Here is a 20,285-nt window from a genome sequence, read left to right on the forward strand (position 1 = left end):
CTCTACTGTAGCGTCACAAAGTATTGTGACGCTACATATGGTGGTGGGTGATGAGCTCCAACCTGACGGTCGTGGACCTGGCGCAGGCGAGCGCGGTCGACCGGGCGGTGATCGGTGGGAAGGCGGCCGTGCTGGCGGAGCTGTCCGCGGCCGGGTTTCCGGTGCTGCCCGGGATCGTGGTCACCACCGCCGTCCTCGACGATCCGCAGCTTGACCGACGGGTTGCGGCCAGCGTCGTGGGCTTGGGCGGGGACCGGTTCGCGGTGCGTTCGTCGGGGGTGGCCGAGGATCTACCGGATGCCTCATACGCGGGCCTGTATGAGACGTACCTGAACGTGTCGGCCGACGGGCTGGGTGCGGCGGTGCGGCGATGCTTCGCCGCGGCGGCCAGCGAGCGGGTCACCGCCTACCACCGGCGGCAGGGTGGGGCAACGGCGGCGATGGCGGTGCTGGTGCAGGTGATGGTGGACCCGGTTGCGGCCGGGGTGGCGTTCACCGCGCATCCGGTCACCGGCGACCGCGATCAGACGGTGGTGGCCGCCGTCGCGGGATTGGGTGATCCGCTGGTGTCGGGTGAGACGACCGGGGAAGAGTGGACGGTCACCGCGAGCCGTACCGAGATGACCCGGTCTAGCCCCGGCGGTGAGCGGGTCCTCGCTGACGTCCAGGCCGACGCGGTCGCGGAGCTGTCGCGCCGGATCGCTGACCGGTACGACGGCCGCCCGCAGGACGTCGAGTGGGCCATCGACCGGGCGGGCCGGCTGTGGCTGCTGCAGGCCCGGCCGATGACCGCGGTGCCGGAGCCGGTGTCGTGGACGGCGCCGGGGCCGGGGTTGTGGATGCGTAACTTCCGGCTTGGGGAATGGCTCCCCGAGGCGGTCACTCCGCTGTTTGCCAGCTGGCTGCTGCCGGTGCTCGAGGACGGGTATCTCGATGGGATGTACGGCAGCGTCGGGGTGCGGGTGCCGTTCCGGTACGCGCTGGTCAACGGCTGGTACTACAACGCCACGCCGATCCCGTCACCAAAACTCCTCGCTGGGGTGCTGTGGCAGGGCCGCACGCGGGCGGTGAAGATCCTGTTCAACGCGTTGATCCAGGTCAGCCATGACCCGGATGCCGCCGACCGCGCCGTCCTGTCCGAACTGGAGCGGACCTGGCGCGAACAGCAGCTGCCCGGCTACCGGCGCCTCGTCGCCTCGGCAGAGGCGGAGGTCGGCACCGCGCCGGCTCGGCGACTGGCCGAGCTCGTCGACGCACTCGGGCGAGAAGCCGGAATCTACCTCTGGTATCTGGCGATCGTCGGCGGCTCGGCGTGGAAGATGGAAGCCTGCCTGACTCGCTTCGTCCGCCGGCATCTCGGCGACGTGCTACCCGACGAGGAGGGCGGTGCGCAGGTGCTGTTGCGCGGGCTTCCCGGCGCCCAGCCGGTGCCCGGCGCGCACGCCGTCCAGAGCGTCGACTGGTATCACCCGGTCGCCGGAGAACTGGCCATCGGCCGACCAGCCCGAGCTGGGGACCGCTACCGCTCGCTGGCCGAACAGCGGATGGTTGCCGAACAACGCTGCCGAGCGGCGCTGGCCGACCGCCCGCGGCTGCTGGCTGACTTCGACCGGCTGCTGACGGTCAACCAGCGCTACGCGGTCATCCGCGAGGAGCAGGCGGCCGAGTTCACCCTCGCCTGGCCGGTCCTGCGGGCCTGCACCGCCCGCCTCGGGCGGCACCTGGTCAACCTGGGGGCGATCGAGCAGCCCGAGGACATCTACTTCTGCACTCGGGACGAAATGACCACGGCGATCGCCGGCGACCCGAGCCGGCCAAGCGCCAAGGCCGCCGAGCGGCGCGCCCTCTGGCAGCGCCAACGCCGCCTGACCGCGCCGTTGACCCTGGGCCGTCCCGCGCGACTGATCGGCGACGTCATCGAACGCGCGGTTCAACAGGCCCGTGGCACCACGGGGACCGCCGAGGGTGCCATCGTCGGGCATCCCGCCTCGGCGGGCCGGGCCACCGGCGAAGTGGCCATCGTGCACGGACCTGAGGATTTCGACGGCTTCGCCGATGGTCAAGTCCTGGTGGCGAAGGCCACCGCCCCGGCATGGACAGCGTTGTTCTCGCGCGCCGCCGCAGTGGTCACCGACGGCGGCACCCTGGCCGCACACGCCTCCCTGGTGGCCCGGGAGTACGGCATCCCCGCCGTCGTCGGCACCGGCGACGCCACCCAACGACTGCGCCCCGGGCAGTTGGTCACCGTCGACGGAACAGCCGGCACCATCACACTTCACGCCTAACCTGTCACGCCCGCAGGTGCGGTATGCGTATCGCGGGACTGCGCAGCTTCCGGGCGGAGGGCCCTGACTGCCGGTCGCCGGTGGGCGACCTGGTCAGCAGCAGGTCGCCAGGTAGGACTGCAACTCCGCGAGGGCGGCGAGCGCACCGTTCCGATCGGCCCGGTAATACACGGTCTTCCCGTCGCGACGGGAGGTCACCACCCGTCCGCGTCGTAGCAGTGTCAACTGCTGCGACGCCGTGGCCTGGCTGATGCCCGTGCGCTCGGCCACCTCGCCCACCGACAGCTCGGCGCCCTGCGCGAACAGCATCATGATCCGCTGCCTGGTGGGGCTGCCCAGGGCCTTGAGGAACTCCTGCGTCTGCGGCGCCAGGCCTTCGGGGACTCCGGCCGCGCGCACGGGCGAGGGTGCCCCCGTGGGCCCTCCGGCTGTGGCGTCGCTCATGGCCCTACCTTCCCTCACCATCATCGTATTGTCATTCAACAAAATGACGATATGGTCGTCCCATGACATCCGAGCCAGTGATCATCATCGGCGGCGGCCAGTCCGGCCTCGCCGCCGCCCGAGCCGCCCTGACCGCGGGCCTGCGGCCTGTCGTCCTGCAGGCGGGCAGCGAGCCCGTCGGCTCCTGGCCCGACTACTACGACAGCCTCACCCTCTTCTCGCCCGCCCGCTACAGCGCCCTGCCCGGCATGCCCTTGGACGGCGACCCGGACCGCTACCCCCGCCGCGACGAGGTCACGGCCTACCTGCGCCAGTACGCGCAGACCGTGGACGTCGACATCCGCACCCGCACCCGTGTCACGGCCGTGCACTCTCGCCGAGACGACGGATACCTCGTCCACACCGACACCGGCGACGAACTGGCCGCGGTCGGCATCGTCGCCGCCAGCGGATCCTTCGGCAACCCCTACCTGCCGACACTGCCCGGGCACAACGACTACGCCGGCGACCTCCGGCACGTCGCCCACTACCGCCGCCCCGAGGTGTACGCGGGCACGCGGGTCGTCGTCGTGGGTGCCGGCAACTCCGCGATCCAGGTCGCCTACGAGATCGCGGCCCACGCCCGGGTCACGCTCGCCACCCGCGAGCCCGTACGCTTCCTGCCCCAACGCCTCGGCGGGCGGGACCTGCACCACTGGCTGCGGGTCACCGGCGCGGACCGCGTGCCCCGCCGCGTCCTGACCCGTCTTGTCCGACACGCCACCGTGCTCGACACCGGCGTCTACCGCGACGCCCTCGCCTCCGGGCTGCTCTCCCGGCGGGACATGTTCACCGCCTTCACCCCTGACGGCGTCGTCTGGGCCGACGGAACGCCCGAGCCGGTCGACGCGGTCATCTTCGCCACCGGCTACCGCCCGGACCTCGCCTACCTCGAGCCCCTGGGCGCCCTCGACCGGGGCGCGCCCCGGCAGGTGGGCGGGATCTCCACCACCCATCCGGGGCTGGCCTATCTCGGGCTGGAGTTCCAGCGGTCCTTCGCCTCTAACACCCTGCGCGGCGTCGGCCGCGACGCCGCGCACGTCATGACCGCGCTCGCCGCTCACGTGTCCGGACGGCCTCGCCAACGCCGGCAGCGCAAGGCGGAGGTCGCCTCGCACACGGGATCCGGCGCTCAACGCTGATCGCGATCCGCGACCGGCACCGGTAGGTACGGGTTTGCCCGGCGGTTTACGCCTGCGACGCGGGGGCCGGCTCGACCGACAGCAGGCCGGCGAGCTGGCGCAGGATCCCCGGGCGGGCCCGGTAGTAGACCCACGTGCCCCGCCGTTCGGCGTCCACCAGGCCCGCCTCGCGCAGCGTCTTGAGGTGGTGCGAGATCGTCGGCCCGGTCAGGTCGAACGCCGGCGTCAGGTCGCACACGCACGCCTCCCCGCCCTCGGCGGAGGCGATCATCGACATCAGCTGCAGCCGCACCGGGTCGCCGAGGGCCTTGAACGCGGGAGCGAGCACCGCGGCCGTCTCGGCCGGGACCCGGCGCTGCGCCAGCGGGGGGCAGCACGGCGCGTCGGCGTTGAGATCGATGACGGCGAGGGATGCCTGTTGCTTTGACATGCCTCTAGGTTGACATCTCTCTAATCAGCGTGCAAGTCTCTGCTTAGACGGACGTCAAGACAGGCGCCTGGAGGAAGGGGACCACCATGTTCGGCTCCACTCGCCGCTCATCGGCTCTTCGCGCTGGTGTCCGCTTCTGCGACTCCTGCGCCCAGGTGTCCACCGCCGACCAGTGTGCGCAGCGCCGCTACGACCGTGCCCGCACCGCCGTCTACATGCTGATCAGCCCCCGCTGACGAGAGGACCTGTGATGAGCGAGAACACCCAGACCACCGGCGGTTTCGCGGGCGACCCGGCCGCCGCCCTGCAGGTCACCGGCTCCGGCGCCTGCTGCGGCAGCCCCGCCCAGGCCGTGGGCTCGATCCTGCCGCCCGGTCGGCGAGGCACCGGCAGCACCGGCCCGTGCTGCGGCACCCAGGAGGCCGCGGACGCGGCCGGCTCGTGCTGCGGCACCCAGGCCAAGGCCGACGCGGTGGCCGCGGGGCAGGGGTGCTGCGGATGACCACCCCAGACCACCTCGCGGTCCTGCTCGCGGAGGTCAGCGCCGACCGGATATCCGCGACCGTCGCCGCCCTCGCCTCCGACCGCATGGCGGGACGGCGCGTCGGGTCGGCCGGCGGCGCGGCAGCCCGGGCGTGGCTCGTTGACCAGTTCGCTGCCCTCGGCGCCACGGTGCGGACTGAGGGGTTCCCGGTCCGGGCGGTGCCGCAGGTGTACGCAGAGCCGACGGTCATGTGGGGCGACGGGACCGGCTCCGCGCCGCTGGTCTTCGGTCGGCAGGTGGCGATCCATGCCGCTTCCGCCGACGCCGCCGAGCCCCGCCGCGGCCCGCTCGGTGTCGCCGATGCCGACGACCCGGCCGGGCGGTGGCTGGTCGTGCCGGCGGAGATGAGCTTGTTCGACGCGTACCGGGACACCCGCGGCGCGGCCGGGCTGCTGGTCCGCCGAGCCGTCGACGCCGACGGCTGGCAGTTCACCACCCTCGCCGGCCCGGACCCGGGGCCGCTGCCCGTGCTGGCCCTCGACCCGGACACCCACCGCACCGTCCTCGCCGCCGCAACCGGCAGCGCCGGCTGGTTTGCCGGCGCCACGCCGGTTCGCCGCGACGACGTCACCGGCACCAACATCCACGCCCGGCTCCGGCAGGCCGTCCCCGGCGGGGCGGAGCTGCTCCTGACCGCCCACTACGACGGCGTCGGCGACCACCCGGGGCTGCGCCAGCCCGGAGCGTCGGACAACGCCAGCGGCGTCGCAGTGGTCCTCGAAGCCGCCCGCATCCTCGGCGGCGGACTTCCCGAGGGCGTCGGGCTCTGCGTCGCCCTGCTCGACGGCGAGGAGGTGGGCGCGCTCGGCTCCGCTCACCACGCCGCGCAGCTGCGCGACCAGGGCGCCGCACCCCTGGTGGTCAACGTCGACGGAGCCGGCCGCCTGGACGGGGCGGCGGCAGTCGAAGCCGGCGGCCCCGCCCACCGCCTCCTGGCGCTGCTGGACCAGGCCGCCCGGCACACCGGCGTCCCACTCGCTGCCGGCCCGATGGCCTCCGACAACCGCCGTTACGGCGCCGCAGGTCTCGCCGCGGTCGGTATCGGAGCCGGGATGGGCGGCTACCACAGCCCCGCCGACACCCCCGACCGCGTCGACCCCGCCACCCTGACCGCGATCGCCCGCCTCGTCGTCGCAACGGCCCACCTCGTCGGAACGGCGCCTGATAAACTTTCATCGTCAATCGGCGATAAACGATAGAGGGAGTGGTGGTGGGCGAGCTGCTCGACCGGGCGACCGCGCAGACCTACGCCTCGTGGTTCCGGGCCCTGGCGGACCCGACCCGGGTGCAAATCGTGGAGTACCTGGCCCGGCACGCCCGGCCGATGAGTGTCGGGGAGATCGTCGCCGCCGTCGGCCTGGCCCAGTCCACCGTCTCCCAACACCTGAAGATCCTGACCGAGGTGCGGTTCGTGCTCGTCGAACCGGTCGGCACCGCCCGCCACTACCGCATCAACGACGCCTGCGTCGACTGCTTCCCGTCCGCCGCCGACGTCGTCATGGGCCGTCCGGCCCCCAACCCGATCGGAGCCTGCTGATGGCCGACATCACCGTCCGCCCGATGAGCGCGGACGACGCCGATCGTGTCCTGGCCATCTACCAGGCCGGCCTCGACGCCGGAAACGCCAGCTTCGAGACCACCGCACCGACCTGGGCGGCATTCGATGCGGCGAAGCTGCCTGAGCACCGTCTCGTGGCCGTCGACGCGGACGACATCGTCCTCGGGTGGGTGGCGGTGTCGCCGACATCGAGCCGGGCCGTCTACGCCGGGGTGGTCGAGCACTCCGTCTACGTCGACCCGGCCGCCCAAGGCCGAGGGGTGGCCCGGCTGCTGCTGGACGCGCTGATCGCCTCCACCGAGGCTGCCGGGATCTGGACCATCCAGTCCGGCGTCTTCCCGGAGAACACCGCCAGCCTCACCCTGCACCAGCGGGCCGGGTTCCGCGTCATCGGCACCCGGGAGCGGATCGGCCGGCACCACGGCCGGTGGCGCGACGTCGTGCTGCTCGAGCGCCGCAGCCCCGCCATCACCTGAACCCCGTTCGGTTCCGCCCGCCGCAGCACCACTACACCTTCCTGATTCGACAGTTTTCAACACAGAGGAGTTTCCGATGAGTGTCCTGGACGAGCTGCCCGTCGTGGTGATCGGCGCGGGCCCGGTGGGTCTGGCCGCCGCCGCCCACCTGCACGAGCGTGGCCTGCCCTTCCTTGTGCTGGAGGCCGGTGACACCGCCGGCGCGGCGGTGCGGCAGTGGGGGCACGTGCGAGTGTTCTCCCCGTGGCGGTACAACGTCGACCCGGCCGCGCGCCGGCTGCTCGACGACGCCGGCTGGGTCGCCCCGGCCAAGGACGCGCTGCCCACCGGCGCGGAGCTGGTCGCCGCCTACCTCCAGCCCCTCGCGGAGCTGCCGCAGCTCAAGCCCCACCTGCGCTACGGCGCCCGGGTGGAGGCGATCAGCCGCCTCGGCCTGGACCGGCTGCGCACCGCCGGCCGCGAGCAGACGCCGTTCCTGATCCGCCTCACCGACGGCGACGAGCTGCTCGCCCGCGCGGTCATCGACGCCTCCGGCACCTGGGGCACCCCGAACGTCCTCGGCGCCTCCGGCCTGCCCGCCCGAGGCGAAAAGAATGCGGCAGCGTTCCTCGAGCACGCCCTGCCCGACGTGCTCGGCACGGACCGGGACCGCTTCGCCGGCCGACACACCCTCGTCGTCGGGGCCGGCCACTCGGCGGCGAACACGCTGCTCTCCCTGGCCGAGTTGGCCTCCGCCGAGCCGGGCACCCAGGTGACCTGGGCGATCCGCTCGGCCAGCCCGGCCCGCACCTACGGCGGCGGCGACGCCGACGCGCTGCCCGCCCGCGGCGCCCTCGGCTCCCGGCTACGCGAACACGTCGACGCTGGCCGGATCCGGCTGCTCACCGGCTTCTCCGTGCACGCGCTCACCCCGACCGACGGCCGGGTCGCCGTGGTCGTCCGCCACGCCGACGGCGGTGAAGAGTCGATCGTGGCGGACCGGATCGTCGCCGCCACCGGCTTCCGCCCCGACCACACGATCGCCGCCGAGCTGCGCCTGGACCTCGACCCCGTCATGGGCGCCACCCGCGCCCTCGCCCCGCTGATCGACCCGAACGAGCACTCCTGCGGCACCGTCCCACCGCACGGCGTCGACGAGCTCGCCCACCCCGAGGTCGGCTACTACGCCGTGGGCATGAAGAGCTACGGCCGCGCGCCGACGTTCCTCATGGCCACCGGCTACGAGCAGGTCCGCTCCGTCGTCGCCGCCCTCGCCGGCGACTGGCAGGCGGCCCGCGACGTCCAGCTCGACCTGCCCGAGACCGGCGTCTGCAACAGCAACCCCGCCGAGGCGACCGGCAGCGACAACTGCTGCGGCCCCACTCCCGAGCCGACCGCCAAGGGACTCGCCACCGGCATCTCCGGCGGCCTGCTGTCCGCGCCGCTTCAGCTCCTCAGCCTCGACACTGCGGCAAGCGGCCAGACCGGCGGCTGCTGCACGAGCTGATGACCAACACCAGGATGGTGCCCGCCGACCCGACCGCCGGCGGGCACCACACCCACGGCTGGCGGTTGGTGGCCGCCCTGGCCGTCACCTCGACCGTCGGCTACGGCACCCTTTACTACGCCTACGCCGTCCTGCTCAACCCGATGGCCGACAGCCTCGATGCCTCCACCACGGCCGTCACCGGGGCCCTGACCGCCAGCGTCCTCGCCGGCGCGCTGATGGCCATCCCGGTCGGCAGATGGCTCGACCGGCACGGCGGACGCGCTCTGATGACCACAGGCTCGATCACGGCCACCGCGCTGCTGGTCGCCTGGTCCCAGGTCCAGAGCATCGGGCAGCTCTACGCCGTCATGATCGGCATCGGCATCAGCGGCGCCATGGTCCTCTACGAACCCGCGTTCGCCGTCATCGTCTCCTGGTTCACCCCCGACCGACGGCCCACCGCCCTGCTCGCCGTCACCGTCGTCGCCGGGTTCGCCAGCACCATCTTCATGCCGCTGACCGGCCTGCTGACCGCGCAGCTCGGCTGGCGCGGCGCGCTGCTCGCGCTCGCCGCCGTCCACGGCGCGCTGACCGTGCCGCTGCACGCCCTCACCATCCGGCGACCGCCGCACGCCACCACACCCACCACAGCGCCAACGCCGCAGGCCCCGCGGCGGGCGGCCGCCCGCGCCGCGATGCGCGACCCCCGGTTCTGGATCCTCACCGCCACGCTCCTCACCCACGGCGCTGCCACCAGCACCATCGGCGTCCACCTCGTCGGCTACCTCACCAGCCGCGGCCACCCCGCCACCTTCGCCGCCACCGCCGCCGGCCTGCTCGGCGTCCTGTCCGTCACCGGACGACTCGTCCTCACCGGCGCCCGACGCCGCCTGCCCGTCACCACCATCGTCGGCGCGGTCTTCGCCATCCAAGCCGCCGCCGTGCTCGCCATGCCCCTCGCCGCCGCGACCCGTGCCGGAGCCATCGTCACCGTCACCGGCTTCGGGCTCGGCTTCGGCATCGCCAGCCTCGCCACCCCAGCCCTGCTCACCGACCGCTACGGCACCACCGCCTACGCCACCATCGCCGGACGACTCGCCGCCCCCGTCACCCTCGCCAAGGCCACCGCGCCCCTCGCCGGCGCCGCAGTCCTACACACCAACGGCGGATACAACCTCCTCCTCGCCGCCGTGGCCACCTGCTGCCTCCTCGCCGCCACCGGCATACTCACCCGCCCGACGCCTCCACCGCCCCGCGACCCCGGAGGGCGCGCCCGCGGCACGTGGCTGACGATCAGCGACTCTGACCGCACAGCCCAGCGCTGGCCCGTCGAGCGGTGAAGCTGGACAGCGGCATTCTGACCGACTGGTCGCACCGGACGCTGACGGCACGGCCACGCCGGTCGCGTTCGCCCATTCCACGATCCTGAAGTCGAAGGTCACCCGGTGTCTACCGCTGGCGACGATGCGGCCGAACCCGCACAGCCCCGCCCCGGCCCGGCCCATGGCCGTCGAGCAGCTCACCGCCGCTGTCGGCGAGGCGGACAAGCCGGCGAAGATCGTCGAGTGGGTCGCCGAGCAGAAGGGCCCCCGCCCCGAACTCACCCAGGCCTGCGTCGTGGTGCTCAGGTGGTCGCAGAGCTGGGTAACGCCGACAACTTCAATCTCGTCGAGAGCTGGCCGACCTGCTCGGCGGTGCGGTTAGCTCGTCCCGCGGCGCAGTCGACTCGGGCTTTGCTCGCCCCATGTCGGGGTACGGCCTGGAGTGCAGAGCTACGTACAGCCGAATGTGCAGAGCTCGCCGTACCCGCCCGTATCCCAGAAGATCATTCGGGCCATCGACGTCCATCGAGCGCGGCCACTGACCCTGTCCCATGCAGTCCAGCTGCGGCTGGAGCTGTCCGCCGGACAGGCTCGCCTGATCCGCCCGAGGGCCGGTGAGCGTGCTACGGCAAATCGGGACCAAGCCGACCCGCACCGCGGCCGCGCAGCGGCGAGGAGGGGAAGCGGCGCGGTAGAGCCTTTCTGGGCCATAACTTCTGCGGGCGGACTGTCAGATGGATCCTCCTCCCATGGTGCGGCTGGCGGTACGTCGTTGCGACGTACCTCTATCTCTTCAAGGAGATTAAGACACCGTCAGCGGGCCGTCTCGCCGTGCCCGGCGGCCACATCGCCGCTGAACGTGATAAGTCACGGCTGATGCAGCCTCCTGGTCGGATCGTCGCCTCCTCCTGCCGCCCTCTGCGCGGCCCCAACCTCGCAGGCCGAATTCCATCTCTTTCGGCCTGCGGGGTCACCGTCGTCTGATCGAACGACGCGCTCCCCGCCCTTCCTCGGGAGCGTCCCGTGCTCGACTTGCTCAAGTCCCTCCTCGTCGGAGCCGGCCCAGCGGCGTGGATCGTCCTCGGCGTTGTCGCCACCCTCCTCTTCTTCGTCGGGACCACTCTCTTCGTGGCCCTGTTCTCGCCGGACAAGGTGCGCGCCGACCGCGCTCACCGCATCCTGCGCGAGTTGCTGGCGGTGTTCACCTTCCGGCGGCGTCCGTGCGGGAGTATCTGGTGGTCGGCGCGGGTGACCCGGAGATCGGCTGGGGCCTGGAGCAGGTGGCGGCCGGCCGGCGCACCACCGTCGTGGCCGCGACCCGCACCGCCGGCGTCGACGCGGTCGTGGCCGGCAACGGCCGCTTCGTCCAGGGCACCATCGCCGACCTCCCGACCGGATACCAGTGCACCGTCGCCCGGGAGGAACTGCACAACCCGGCACAGCTTCCCGACCCGGAGACCTTCGTGACCCAGCGGGTGAACCGGCTGCGCCCGGGCGGCCAGTGGATCGTCGTGACCGAGTCGCCGCAGGTCGCCCGGCGCCTCGCCGGGATCGCCCCCCGACCGGACGTGCGCATCTGGACCACCGAGTACACCACGATCCGCAACGGGGCCGCCGTCCCGCGCCACGTCGTGGTCGTCGCGCGCCCACGTCCCACGACGATGACACCGATCACCGGCCTGGCGCAGCCGCCCGGACTCACCACCACCCAGGTGAGCGGCTACCTGCAGACGCTGCTGGCGCCAGCCAACCTTCCCCGCCTGCAGCGCAAGCTCACCGACCTGTGGCACCAGGGCATGCTCGAGGGCGGCCAGGTCGCCGACTGGGTGCTGCGCAACCTCACCGGCAACATCGGGGAGATCCTCGCCGACGGCTACAAGGCGGAGGTCCTCGCGGCACGCCGGGCCGAGGCGGCCACCGCCGACGCCGTGCTCCAGCGGGGCGTCCGCCGCATCGACGGGGCGAGCGGACAGTCCAAGGAGTTCACCGACGATCTGCTCACCATCGAACGCGACGGCAACCTGGTCGTGCTGGACGTCTTCGAGATCAAGGCCGGTCCCCGCGGTGGCCAGGAGGGTGTGCGGCAGCTGTTCGAGTGGATGGAAAACGAACTCGAGGTGGGCGACCGGATCCTCGTCGGCGGCCGGGAATTCCGTTACGACCCGGCCAGCACCTCGCGCGGGCGAATCATCCGCCTCGGTTCGGCCCCGCGTCACCTCGTGGTCGCCAAGGGCGCCGAGACCGCCGGACGGCGTACCGCCGACCTGGTCGCCGCACCCGTGATACGCAAGACGTTGGACCTGTCCGCGGCAGAGATCCGCTACCTGGCCCGGCGCATCATCGAAGGACTGCCCCCGGCGCCCTGATCCGGCGGCTACGCCTCCCGGTAAGCGGCCGCGGCGTCGTGCCAATCGGCGACGGCGAGCCGCTGAATCACGTTGTAGTGGACGTTGGTGTTGTCCGGCGGCGGCGCCCCGACCCAGGGGCGCAGCTTCCCAGCCAGGTTGTCCGCGAGAGACCGCGCGGTGGACGGTCGGGAGTTGAACCGCGCGTAGGCGAGGAACCGTCGACTCAGCTCGTCGGACACGGTGACCGGCGGCACTTTACCGGCCAGGTACGCGATCATCTCGTCGAGGCGGACGTGCAGCTCGGCGGCGACCAGTTCGATCGCCGCCGCCCATCCGTTCACCGTGCCCACCTCGAGGCTGCGGGTGAAACCGGCCTCGGTCCGGACCTCGGTGCGGTCCCAGTTCACCGCGGCGGCGACGGCGGGATCGACGTAACCGGCGGTGACCAGGTTGAACGTGTACTCCGCCCGCTCGTCGACGGCACCGGCCGGCACCTCGGGTGGAATCGCGGGCCGGCCGACCGGGAGCCGACCGGTGCGGTAGACGATCAGGTCGAGGCCAACGAAGTCGTACGCCTGCAGCACCTGGTTGGCGTCGAACGCACCGGACGTGGGCAGGGCGAGAGCGCCGCCCTCGCCGAAGAAGGCCACCTGGAGGAACTCCGGCGACAGCCCGTGGCGCCCGGCGGATTCGCGAAACAGGCCGTACAGCGCGCTCTGCGGGCGGTTCTTGTCGCCCCGGGGAACGATCCACGCCAGGCGGGCGTCGACGTTCCAGTGCGTGCTGGCCTTGTTCTGCAGCTCCGCCTGGCGACCCGCCACCGCACGGTAGCCCTCCCAGACCATCGCCGCGTCGTAGGCGCGCAGATGGACGTCGATCGCGGCGCCGGACGCCGCGCCGAGCGCGACGTCGACGGCGGCCTGGGGCGGGCCGCCGGCGAGCCGGGGCGGCGACGGTGGCAGACTCAACTGGACCTGGTCCCCGGAGAGCACGACGGACGGGTCGGCAGAACGGGGAACGACCCACAGCCGGTAGGTGTCGTCGGCCAACGGCACGTGAACAACGCCGGACAGCGGCAGCCGCAGCGACTTCGTCGGGCCGCCCGCACTCGGCCGCCAACACAGCTGGTGAGCGGGGTACGGGCGCCGGGGCGCGGCGCTGGAGTCGGGCCCCGGCAGCACAGGGCGCCTCAGCTCGATGCGTCGGTAACGCCGCCCGTCGGGCAGAGGGGCAGCCAGCGACGACCGCAACGGCGCCACCGCATGGTCCGGCGCGTACGCGAGGTCCGGCGCGTCCTGGAACAGGGCCCACGTGGAGATCACGCTGTGCGCCGGGTGCGCCGGGTTGGACAGCTGATCCGCCAGCGTCCGCAGGGCCGGCGGGACCAGCTGTTCGCCGGACAGGTCGTCGTAGGCGGGGCGCTGGTCGAACCAGGTCGGCGACAGCACTTCGAAGCTCGTCGAGGCGACGCCCACCCGCAGCCGCGCCCTCCCGTCCGAGGGCGGCGCTATCACCGGCATCGGCAGTGCGGCCGTGTCCCTGCCAGGGTCGGCAGGATCGACGGTGATCCAGATCCGTCCGGTGCCCGAGAGGACACTGATCACCAGTTTTCGGTGGAAGTGAGGGTCGTCCTCGGTGATGATCACGCCGCCCAGGGTGAACCGTCGACGCGGCACCGAGGCCAGCGTGGTGAACAGAAAGTCCCGGCTCAACACGACCTTGCTGTACCGCACGATTTGCGGCACGGGCGTGAAGGCGGCCAGGTGCTGTCGGAAAGCGTCCTCCTGCACCGACGCTGGCGTTTTCAACACCAGATCCCCGGTCACCGACCATCGGTCGTAGCGGCCCTCGACGACCTCACCGGGCACCGTCGGATTACCGACGGCGGAGTCCGGAATGAACTGCAGCGCGCCTTCCCAGAGTGGCGCGATCTGAACGGGCAGGTCTGGTGTGTCGGTGTCGAAGGCCAGCTCCAACGTCTGGGGAAAGGGATCCCCCGGCTTGGGGTCGCCCTCCGCCGGCATCTCGCTGACCGTCAGGTTCTGCAGGCGGCTCTGGACGTCGGCTCGGATCGGGGTGCGAAGAAACGCGTTGACGCGCAAGGACGCCTCCTTCAGCTGTGCCGGTGACGGCACGAGTTCGCATCCCCAGGATCAGATGCTGTCGACCACATTGGAACACCCTGGGCGCGACCACGTAGGAAAGCACGGTATCCGCACTGGCGCCTCGACGTGAGCGAGTGGGCTAATCGGTCGAACCGGCCCGCTGGGAACGGGAGGCGACGATCCGCCACCACCAACTGGCCGTCTGGAATCGGCCGGTGATCGCCCTCAGGCAGCGCCGACTTCGGTGGTGAAGGTCGCGAAGGCGAGCAGGCCGGAGTAGGCGGCCAGGCCGACGGTGAACCAGGTGAGGCTGGAGTGCCGTTCGGGGGCCAGTTCGTCGACGAAACGTTGAGCAGGATCCCGCCGCCCAGGAAGGCGGTGAGCACGTTCATCAGCACGCCGGTTGGCTGGATGGCGACAGCGGTCACCCAGCCGCCGGCGGCGCCGGCGACCAGGACGAGGCGCCACCCGGTGGTGAGGCTGACCGGGAAGTGCTCGGCCAGGACGCCGTCGGTGGCCAGCACGTGCAGCCCCATGGCGACGGCGAACAGCACCGCCGGCCCGAGCCCCGCGTCCAGCTTGGTCGCCAGGGTGTACGTGATCAGGCCGCTGTACAGGGCGAAGAAGCCGAGCTGGAACCCGAAGACCAGCCGGGTGGGCTCCTGCCGGCGCTGCTGCGAGCGGTGGGTGAAACGTTCCAGGGCGTAGAACGTGAAGAGGCCGACCAGCGCGACGAGGAACAGCACGAACCCGCCGGCCGGGGTGGGCCTGACCTCCTCCTCCAGGACGTGGGCCACCGCCTGGTTGCCCTCCGCGAGGCGCGGCAGCGGGTAGAGGAACACGTACGCGGCGGCGATGCCGCCACCGAGGGAGGTCGCCGCGTGGGTGGGCACCGGCAGTCTCCGGCGAATGGCCGGCGCGAGAAGGTGCAGGGCTCCCAGCGCCACCGCCGCCGCCAGCGCCGCCCACAGGCTGCCCGCCCGGGTGAGCGTCACCGGGGCGGTGGGTTGCCGGCGGCCGGCTTGGAGCGCTGGAAGATGCCGAACAGCCAGAGCAGGGAGGGCGCCAGCAGCAGCGCTCCGACCGCGAGGACGGCGAGCACCGTGGCGAGCACGGTGGGATCACCGGCCGCCTCGGTGACGGTCAGGTCGGGCGGCAGCAGGTCCGGGTACTGGGCGGCGCCCCAGGCCCAGAGGACGGCCGCGACCGCGAGGGCCGCGGTCACCCGCACCGCCCGGTAGCGGCCGGTGGCGATCAGCACCAGCGACCCGAGCCCCGCGGCGAACGAGAGCAGCACCAGGGCGAGCGCCCGGCCCCGAAGATCGGCGAAAAGGTCCGGCGCGTCGGCGGCGACGACGGCCAGCCCGGCCGCTGCGCCGACGCCCACCACCATGCCGGTGACCAGGGCGCGGCGGCGGAACTGGGCCACGAGGTCGGCGGCACCGGCGCGGCGCGCGTCGTGGATGAGGTAGACCGCGGCGAGGTACGCGCACACGCCGATCGCGAGCAGGCCGGCGTAGATGGAGGTGGGATTGAGCCAGCTGCGCCAGATGTCACCTTCGGCGATGCCGGGTGGGACGCGACCGGAGGCGACTGCGCCGACGATGGAGCCGAGGAAGAACGGGGTGGCCACCGAGGAGAGCGCGAAGGTGGCGCCGTAGAGGCGTTGCTCGGTGAGGGTGTGACTGGCCTTGCGGAAGGCGAAGGCCGCGCCACGACCGATGATGCCCAGCGCGGCCAGGGTCAGCGGGATGTAAAGGGTGGAGGCGAACGCGGCGAACGCGGGCGGAAAGGTGGTCCAGAACAGGGTGATCACCAGGATCAGCCAGACGTGGTTGGCTTCCCAGACCGGGCCGATCGAGTGCGCGATCAGTTCCCGGCGGGCTGCGCCGCGGTGCGCCCCGCCGGCGAGGAGATCCCAGATCCCGGCGCCGAAGTCCGCGCCGGCGAGCAGGGTGTAGAGCGTCAGACCGGCCAGCAGCACCCCGAGCAGGACGTCGACGACGGTCATCGGCCGCTGTCCACCGGTTCGGGTACGCCCTCCTGCGGAGCGACCGGCTCGTCGCGGTGCCGGGCCATCCGCCACAGCACCGCGACGGTGGCGACGGTGAGCACCGCGTAGACGGCGGCGACCAGGGCCAGGCCGGTGGCCAGCCCCGGCGCCGGATTTACCGCCTCGGCGGTGCGCAGCACGCCGTACACGATCCAGGGTTGCCGCCCGACCTCGGTGACGACCCAGCCGGCCTCGACCGCGACGGCGGCGGCGACCCCGGACAGGGCGGCGGCCCGCAGGAACCACGGCGAGCGCGGCGGACCCCGACGCCGCCACCACGCAAGCGCCCACCAGGCGGAGAGCGCCACCAGCCCGAGGCCGATCGCCACCATCAGCTGGAACGCCCACTTGACCACCGTCACCGGTGGCTCCTGATCATCGGGCACCTGGTCCAGGCCCATGACCACGGCGTCCGGATCCCACCTGGCCAGCAGCGACAGGGCGTTGGGCACCTCGACCGCGTACCGCAGTTCCCCGTCGACGTAGACGCCGCCGAGCGAGAGCGGCGCGCCGGCCTGGGTGCGGGCCAGCCCCTCCATCGCGGCGAGCTTGGTGGGCTGGTACTCCCCGACGAAGTGCGCGGCCCAGTCGCCGACCACGACCTGCACCGGGGAGAGCACCGCGGCAACGGTGAACGGGATGGCGAAGCCGAGCCGGTGGTAGCGGTCCCGGCGGCCGCGCAGCAGGGCCACCGCGTAGACGCTGGCGATGCCGAAACCGGTCACCATGAACGCCGCGACGATCATGTGCAGGGTCTGCGGCGGCGTCGCCGGGTTGAACATCGCCTGCCACGGCCTGACGTCGGTGACCTCGCCGGAGACCAGGTCGAAGCCGCGGGGCTGGTTCATCCAGGCGTTCGCCGACACCACGAAGAACGCCGACGCCACGCCCGCGACACAGACCGGCAGTCCGGAGAGCAGGTGCACCCGGGGTGGCACCCGGTCCCAGGCGTACAGGTAGATCCCGACGAAGATGGCCTCGACGAAGAACGCGATGCCCTCCATCGCGAACGGCAGGCCGATCACGTCGCCGAAGCGGCCCATCAGGCCCGGCCAGAGCAACCCCATCTCGAACGACAGGATGGTCCCCGACACCGCGCCGACCGCGAACAGCACGCCCATCGCCTTGGCCCAGCGGTGCGCCAGCCGGGTGAAGGTCGGGTCCCCGGTGCGCAGACCGCGCCACTCGGCGAAGACGGTGACCGCCGGCATGCCGACGCCGAACGAGGCGATCACGATGTGCCAGCCCAGGGACAGGGCCATCTGCACCCGCGCCGCCATGAGGTCTCCCGGGGCGGCGTCCTGGGCCAACAGGTCAACCAGCATCGGGTTCCCCACCTTCGTTGCGTGTCGGCCCCATGGTGGTCTAACGGCCCGGCTGCGGGTCGGCAACGCGAATGCCGCATCCCGGGCGCCGAATCAGGGCTTGTACTCGCTGCGGGTGCGGGGCAGCCACTGCGGGTGGTTCTCCCGCAGGTAGCGAACCATCGCCTCGCGCAGGTCGCAGCGGAGGTCCCAGGCGCTCGGCCCGTCGGCTGCGGAAGCCTGAATCTGGATGACGACCGTCTGCGGGTTGGCATCGACCAACTGGAGCACCCACTGGTGCCGGTCCCACAGCGGCGACGCCTCGATCAGGCGCTGCGCCTCGACGCGCAGGTCGTCCAGGTTGGCGGTGTGGTCGACGTGGATCTGGACCTTGCCGACCACCCGGGACTCGTGTCGCGTCCAGTTCTGGAACGGCCGCTCGGTGAAGTAGGTCGTGGGCAGAATGAGCCGGCGGTCGTCCCAGAGCCGGATCACCACGTTAGTCAGTTTCACCTCCTCGACGCGACCCCACTCGCCGTCGATGACGAGCACGTCACCGACGTAGAGGCCGTCCGCGAAGGCGACCTGGATGCCGGCGAAGGCGTTGCCCAGCGCGGTCCGGGCGGACAGGCCGATCACGGCGCCGATCACACCGGCCGAGGTGAGCACCGAGATGCCGAACAGGCGTAGCGGCTCGAAGCTGGTCATGATCAGACCGATCGCGACGATCGTGACCGCCGTCGAGGTCAACCGTCGCACCGGCCGGATCTGGGTGCGGGTGCGGCGGATCCGACGGTCGGCCACCACCCCGGCCGGCAGCCGGCTGAACGCCATCCTCTCGGCGACGTGCAGCGCCCTGACCACCAGCAAGGCGACGCTGCCGATCAACAGCAACAGGATGGCGTGCCGGCCCTCGCGCAGCCACCAGCTCGGCCCTGCCGGCAACGCGGCGTAGAAGCCCGCGAGCAGCAGAACGGCGGTCGTCGGGCGGCGGCAGGCCTGGCGCAGCGGCACCAGCAGCCATTTGTAGCGACCATGGGCGATCCGGTTGACGAGTACGCCGCTGAGCACGTCCACCAGCACGGCCGCCGGCACCGCGGCCAGCATGATCACCGCTCGGCCCATCAGCTGCCGTTCACCGCGGTACCGATGGTCATTACTTCCGCTCCCGTCCGGGTCGTCCCCACGGCAGCGTGTCACGAGACGGCCGATCGCCGGGCGTACATCGCGACCGGCCGAAGTCCCCCGGCGGCCCCGGCACGCGGCGCCGCCGCCCCGCGCTCGGTGGCGAGGAGGTCACCGTGATCAGCCGCGCCGGCTAGGCGGTGTCTTCAAAGGATCTTGGTGTCGGATGATCTAGCACGTAGGTCGTCGTTACGAGCTGTCGGGAAACCGAGTGGGAGACGTTGTCGCGGTATCTGCCGTCGACGGAACGGGCGGGCGGCGACGCGCTGACGACCGGTGGGTGCCCAACGGGATCGTGTGGAAGGTGCGGGTGGGCGGGACCTGGCGTGACATAGCCGCCCGCTACGACTCTTCGCAATCGATCTACACGCGTTTTCGCAGGCCGGCTCTGGACGGCACGTTCGCGCGGATGCTCGCCGCAGTGCAGGCCGACACGGACGCGGCCGAGGACATCGACTGGCTGGTGTCGGCAGACCCCACCATCGTGCGAGCGCACCAACACGCCGCCGGAGCCAAAGGGGGCGGGAAACGGACGAACCACAAGATCATCCCTCGGTCGAACTGGTGGTGAACTCACCAGGAAGATCCACCTCGCCTGCGACGGCGCCGGCCGCGCACTGCCGTTCGTGCTCTCCCGCGGCAACGTCAACGACTGCACCCGCTTCACCCAGGTCCTGGCTGCGATCCCCGTCGAGCGGTCGGGGCCGGCTCGACCCAGAGCCCGCCCGGACCACGTCATCGCGGTCGAGGGCTACAGCTCCAAGGCCATCCGTGCCGACCCCGCGTCGGCGCGGGGGTCGCACACACGATCCCCGAACGCGCCGGCACCAGCAAGCCGGCCGCCACCGACGCGGCAGCCGCGGCGGCCGGTGTTCGACCAGGATCTATACAACCGGCGCACCGTCGTCGACCGTCGCTTCAACCGCATCAGGCACACCGCAGTGTCGCCACCCGCTACGACAAGGCCGCCACATCCTAGCGGGCAACCATTACCATTGCCGCGCTACTGCAGTGGTTGTAGACCTTTGAAGACAGTGCCTAGGTGCCGACCCGACGCGTCTCGAGCCGTCCCCTCCCCGGCCCGGTCAACTGCCAGAACTCCTGCGGCAACTGGTCGACGAGGTCCCCGTACTCCTTCGCGCTGGCCGACTCACGAAGGGTATCCAGCACGGCCCGTGCTCCGTCGGTGGCCACCTGGCGATCCACCCCGGCCCGTGACTGCATCCGTTCGAAGAATTCGGCCAGCCCGAACCGCTCCGGATCTTCGGTGGGCCTACGCACCAGGCCTTGTAGCTCCTCAGGGAGCTGGGAGGCGAGGTCCTTCGCCTGGCCGCCAGTGATCCGTTCTGCCAACGTCTCGAGCGTGGCGCGGGTGATCGGTTCCGCCTGCCCCGGCGGAACCTTCGGTCGCGCTGCCACGGACTGGATGAACTCTGCGTAGTTCACCTCGGATCCCCTCTCGAACTGGATTGCGGCGGGTACCCGCGCCCGCCGGGGTGAAACGGCGTTTCGCCCGCCCTCAGCCGGGTGGTGGCGGAGCCGGTGGGTGATCCGGCGGGTCACCTGCAACTGGTACAGGCCC

19 protein-coding genes and 2 pseudogenes are annotated in these 20,285 nt (G+C 71.9%); 13 read left to right on the plus strand and 8 right to left on the minus strand.

Annotated elements, in window-relative coordinates; all coding sequences use genetic code 11:
- The first annotated feature begins 50 nt into the window (after positions 1-50).
- Positions 51-2,285, plus strand: coding sequence for a PEP/pyruvate-binding domain-containing protein (locus EV376_RS23980; RefSeq protein ID WP_130326796.1), 2,235 nt, complete (start codon positions 51-53; stop codon positions 2,283-2,285).
- 93 nt (positions 2,286-2,378) lie between these two features.
- On the opposite strand, the gene EV376_RS23985 is transcribed toward EV376_RS23980, so the two are convergent.
- A complete protein-coding gene (locus EV376_RS23985; RefSeq protein WP_130326798.1) occupies positions 2,379-2,729 on the minus strand; it encodes a metalloregulator ArsR/SmtB family transcription factor in 351 nt (116 codons plus the stop codon).
- Positions 2,730-2,791: 62 nt separating this feature from the next.
- Between EV376_RS23985 and EV376_RS23990 the strand changes: the two genes are divergently transcribed.
- Complete coding sequence (locus EV376_RS23990; protein WP_130326800.1) at positions 2,792-3,910, plus strand: flavin-containing monooxygenase; 1,119 nt, start codon at positions 2,792-2,794, stop codon at positions 3,908-3,910.
- A 46-nt stretch (positions 3,911-3,956) separates the two neighbouring features.
- On the opposite strand, the gene EV376_RS23995 is transcribed toward EV376_RS23990, so the two are convergent.
- Positions 3,957-4,340: a metalloregulator ArsR/SmtB family transcription factor gene (locus EV376_RS23995; protein ID WP_130326802.1), complete on the minus strand. Its 384-nt coding sequence runs from the start codon at positions 4,338-4,340 to the stop codon at positions 3,957-3,959.
- An 86-nt stretch (positions 4,341-4,426) separates the two neighbouring features.
- Between EV376_RS23995 and EV376_RS30320 the strand changes: the two genes are divergently transcribed.
- The 9 genes and pseudogenes from EV376_RS30320 (at position 4,427) to EV376_RS24035 (ending at position 12,074) form a co-directional block, all read left to right on the plus strand.
- On the plus strand, positions 4,427-4,576 hold the full coding sequence (locus EV376_RS30320) for a hypothetical protein (protein ID WP_165438092.1): 150 nt from the start codon (positions 4,427-4,429) through the stop codon (positions 4,574-4,576).
- A 14-nt stretch (positions 4,577-4,590) separates the two neighbouring features.
- Positions 4,591-4,842: a hypothetical protein gene (locus tag EV376_RS24000; RefSeq protein WP_130326804.1), complete on the plus strand. Its 252-nt coding sequence runs from the start codon at positions 4,591-4,593 to the stop codon at positions 4,840-4,842.
- A complete protein-coding gene (locus EV376_RS24005; protein WP_130326806.1) occupies positions 4,839-6,083 on the plus strand; it encodes a M28 family peptidase in 1,245 nt (414 codons plus the stop codon). The genes EV376_RS24000 and EV376_RS24005 overlap by 4 nt, the downstream gene beginning before the upstream one ends.
- Before the next feature lie 11 nt (positions 6,084-6,094).
- On the plus strand, positions 6,095-6,421 hold the full coding sequence (locus EV376_RS24010) for an ArsR/SmtB family transcription factor (protein WP_486482776.1): 327 nt from the start codon (positions 6,095-6,097) through the stop codon (positions 6,419-6,421).
- Entirely contained in the window at positions 6,421-6,918 is a 498-nt protein-coding gene (locus EV376_RS24015; protein WP_130326808.1) for a GNAT family N-acetyltransferase, read from the plus strand. Before EV376_RS24010 ends, EV376_RS24015 begins: the two co-directional genes overlap by 1 nt.
- 76 nt (positions 6,919-6,994) lie before the next feature.
- On the plus strand, positions 6,995-8,404 hold the full coding sequence (locus tag EV376_RS24020) for an FAD-dependent oxidoreductase (protein WP_130326810.1): 1,410 nt from the start codon (positions 6,995-6,997) through the stop codon (positions 8,402-8,404).
- Positions 8,404-9,726: an MFS transporter gene (locus tag EV376_RS24025; RefSeq protein ID WP_130326812.1), complete on the plus strand. Its 1,323-nt coding sequence runs from the start codon at positions 8,404-8,406 to the stop codon at positions 9,724-9,726. Before EV376_RS24020 ends, EV376_RS24025 begins: the two co-directional genes overlap by 1 nt.
- A pseudogene (locus EV376_RS31040) lies at positions 9,711-10,121 on the plus strand (FAD-binding protein); the annotation flags it as partial. The gene EV376_RS24025 and the pseudogene EV376_RS31040, both read left to right, overlap by 16 nt.
- A gap of 807 nt (positions 10,122-10,928) precedes the next feature.
- A complete protein-coding gene (locus EV376_RS24035) occupies positions 10,929-12,074 on the plus strand; it encodes a hypothetical protein (RefSeq protein WP_130326816.1) in 1,146 nt (381 codons plus the stop codon).
- An 8-nt stretch (positions 12,075-12,082) separates the two neighbouring features.
- Here the strand turns inward: EV376_RS24035 and EV376_RS24040 are convergent, their stop codons facing one another.
- The 5 genes from EV376_RS24040 to EV376_RS24060 all read right to left on the minus strand — a co-directional run bounded on the left by EV376_RS24040 (position 12,083) and on the right by EV376_RS24060 (position 18,643).
- Positions 12,083-14,158 (minus strand): hypothetical protein, encoded by a 2,076-nt coding sequence (locus EV376_RS24040; RefSeq protein WP_130326818.1) that lies wholly within the window; start codon positions 14,156-14,158, stop codon positions 12,083-12,085.
- Between the two features lie 11 nt (positions 14,159-14,169).
- Positions 14,170-15,156 (minus strand): hypothetical protein, encoded by a 987-nt coding sequence (locus tag EV376_RS24045; RefSeq protein ID WP_486482777.1) that lies wholly within the window; start codon positions 15,154-15,156, stop codon positions 14,170-14,172.
- Positions 15,153-16,172 carry a cytochrome d ubiquinol oxidase subunit II gene (locus EV376_RS24050; RefSeq protein WP_130326820.1) on the minus strand — a complete coding sequence of 340 codons (1,020 nt, stop codon included), beginning with the start codon at positions 16,170-16,172 and terminating at the stop codon, positions 15,153-15,155. The genes EV376_RS24045 and EV376_RS24050 overlap by 4 nt, the downstream gene beginning before the upstream one ends.
- Positions 16,169-17,539 (minus strand): cytochrome ubiquinol oxidase subunit I, encoded by a 1,371-nt coding sequence (locus EV376_RS24055; RefSeq protein WP_130326822.1) that lies wholly within the window; start codon positions 17,537-17,539, stop codon positions 16,169-16,171. The genes EV376_RS24050 and EV376_RS24055 overlap by 4 nt, the downstream gene beginning before the upstream one ends.
- A 93-nt stretch (positions 17,540-17,632) precedes the next feature.
- A complete protein-coding gene (locus tag EV376_RS24060) occupies positions 17,633-18,643 on the minus strand; it encodes a mechanosensitive ion channel family protein (RefSeq protein ID WP_486482778.1) in 1,011 nt (336 codons plus the stop codon).
- 271 nt (positions 18,644-18,914) lie between these two features.
- On the opposite strand from EV376_RS24060, the gene EV376_RS24070 reads away from it, so the two are divergent.
- Positions 18,915-19,274 (plus strand): transposase, encoded by a 360-nt coding sequence (locus EV376_RS24070; RefSeq protein WP_486482779.1) that lies wholly within the window; start codon positions 18,915-18,917, stop codon positions 19,272-19,274.
- 55 nt (positions 19,275-19,329) lie between these two features.
- Positions 19,330-19,428, plus strand: a pseudogene (locus EV376_RS31045) (hypothetical protein); the annotation flags it as partial.
- A 313-nt stretch (positions 19,429-19,741) separates the two neighbouring features.
- Here EV376_RS31045 and EV376_RS31050 read toward each other — a convergent pair.
- Positions 19,742-20,149 (minus strand): DUF2267 domain-containing protein, encoded by a 408-nt coding sequence (locus tag EV376_RS31050; RefSeq protein ID WP_130326826.1) that lies wholly within the window; start codon positions 20,147-20,149, stop codon positions 19,742-19,744.
- Positions 20,150-20,285: the final 136 nt, after the last annotated feature.

Source organism: Micromonospora sp. CNZ295 (assembly GCF_004217535.1).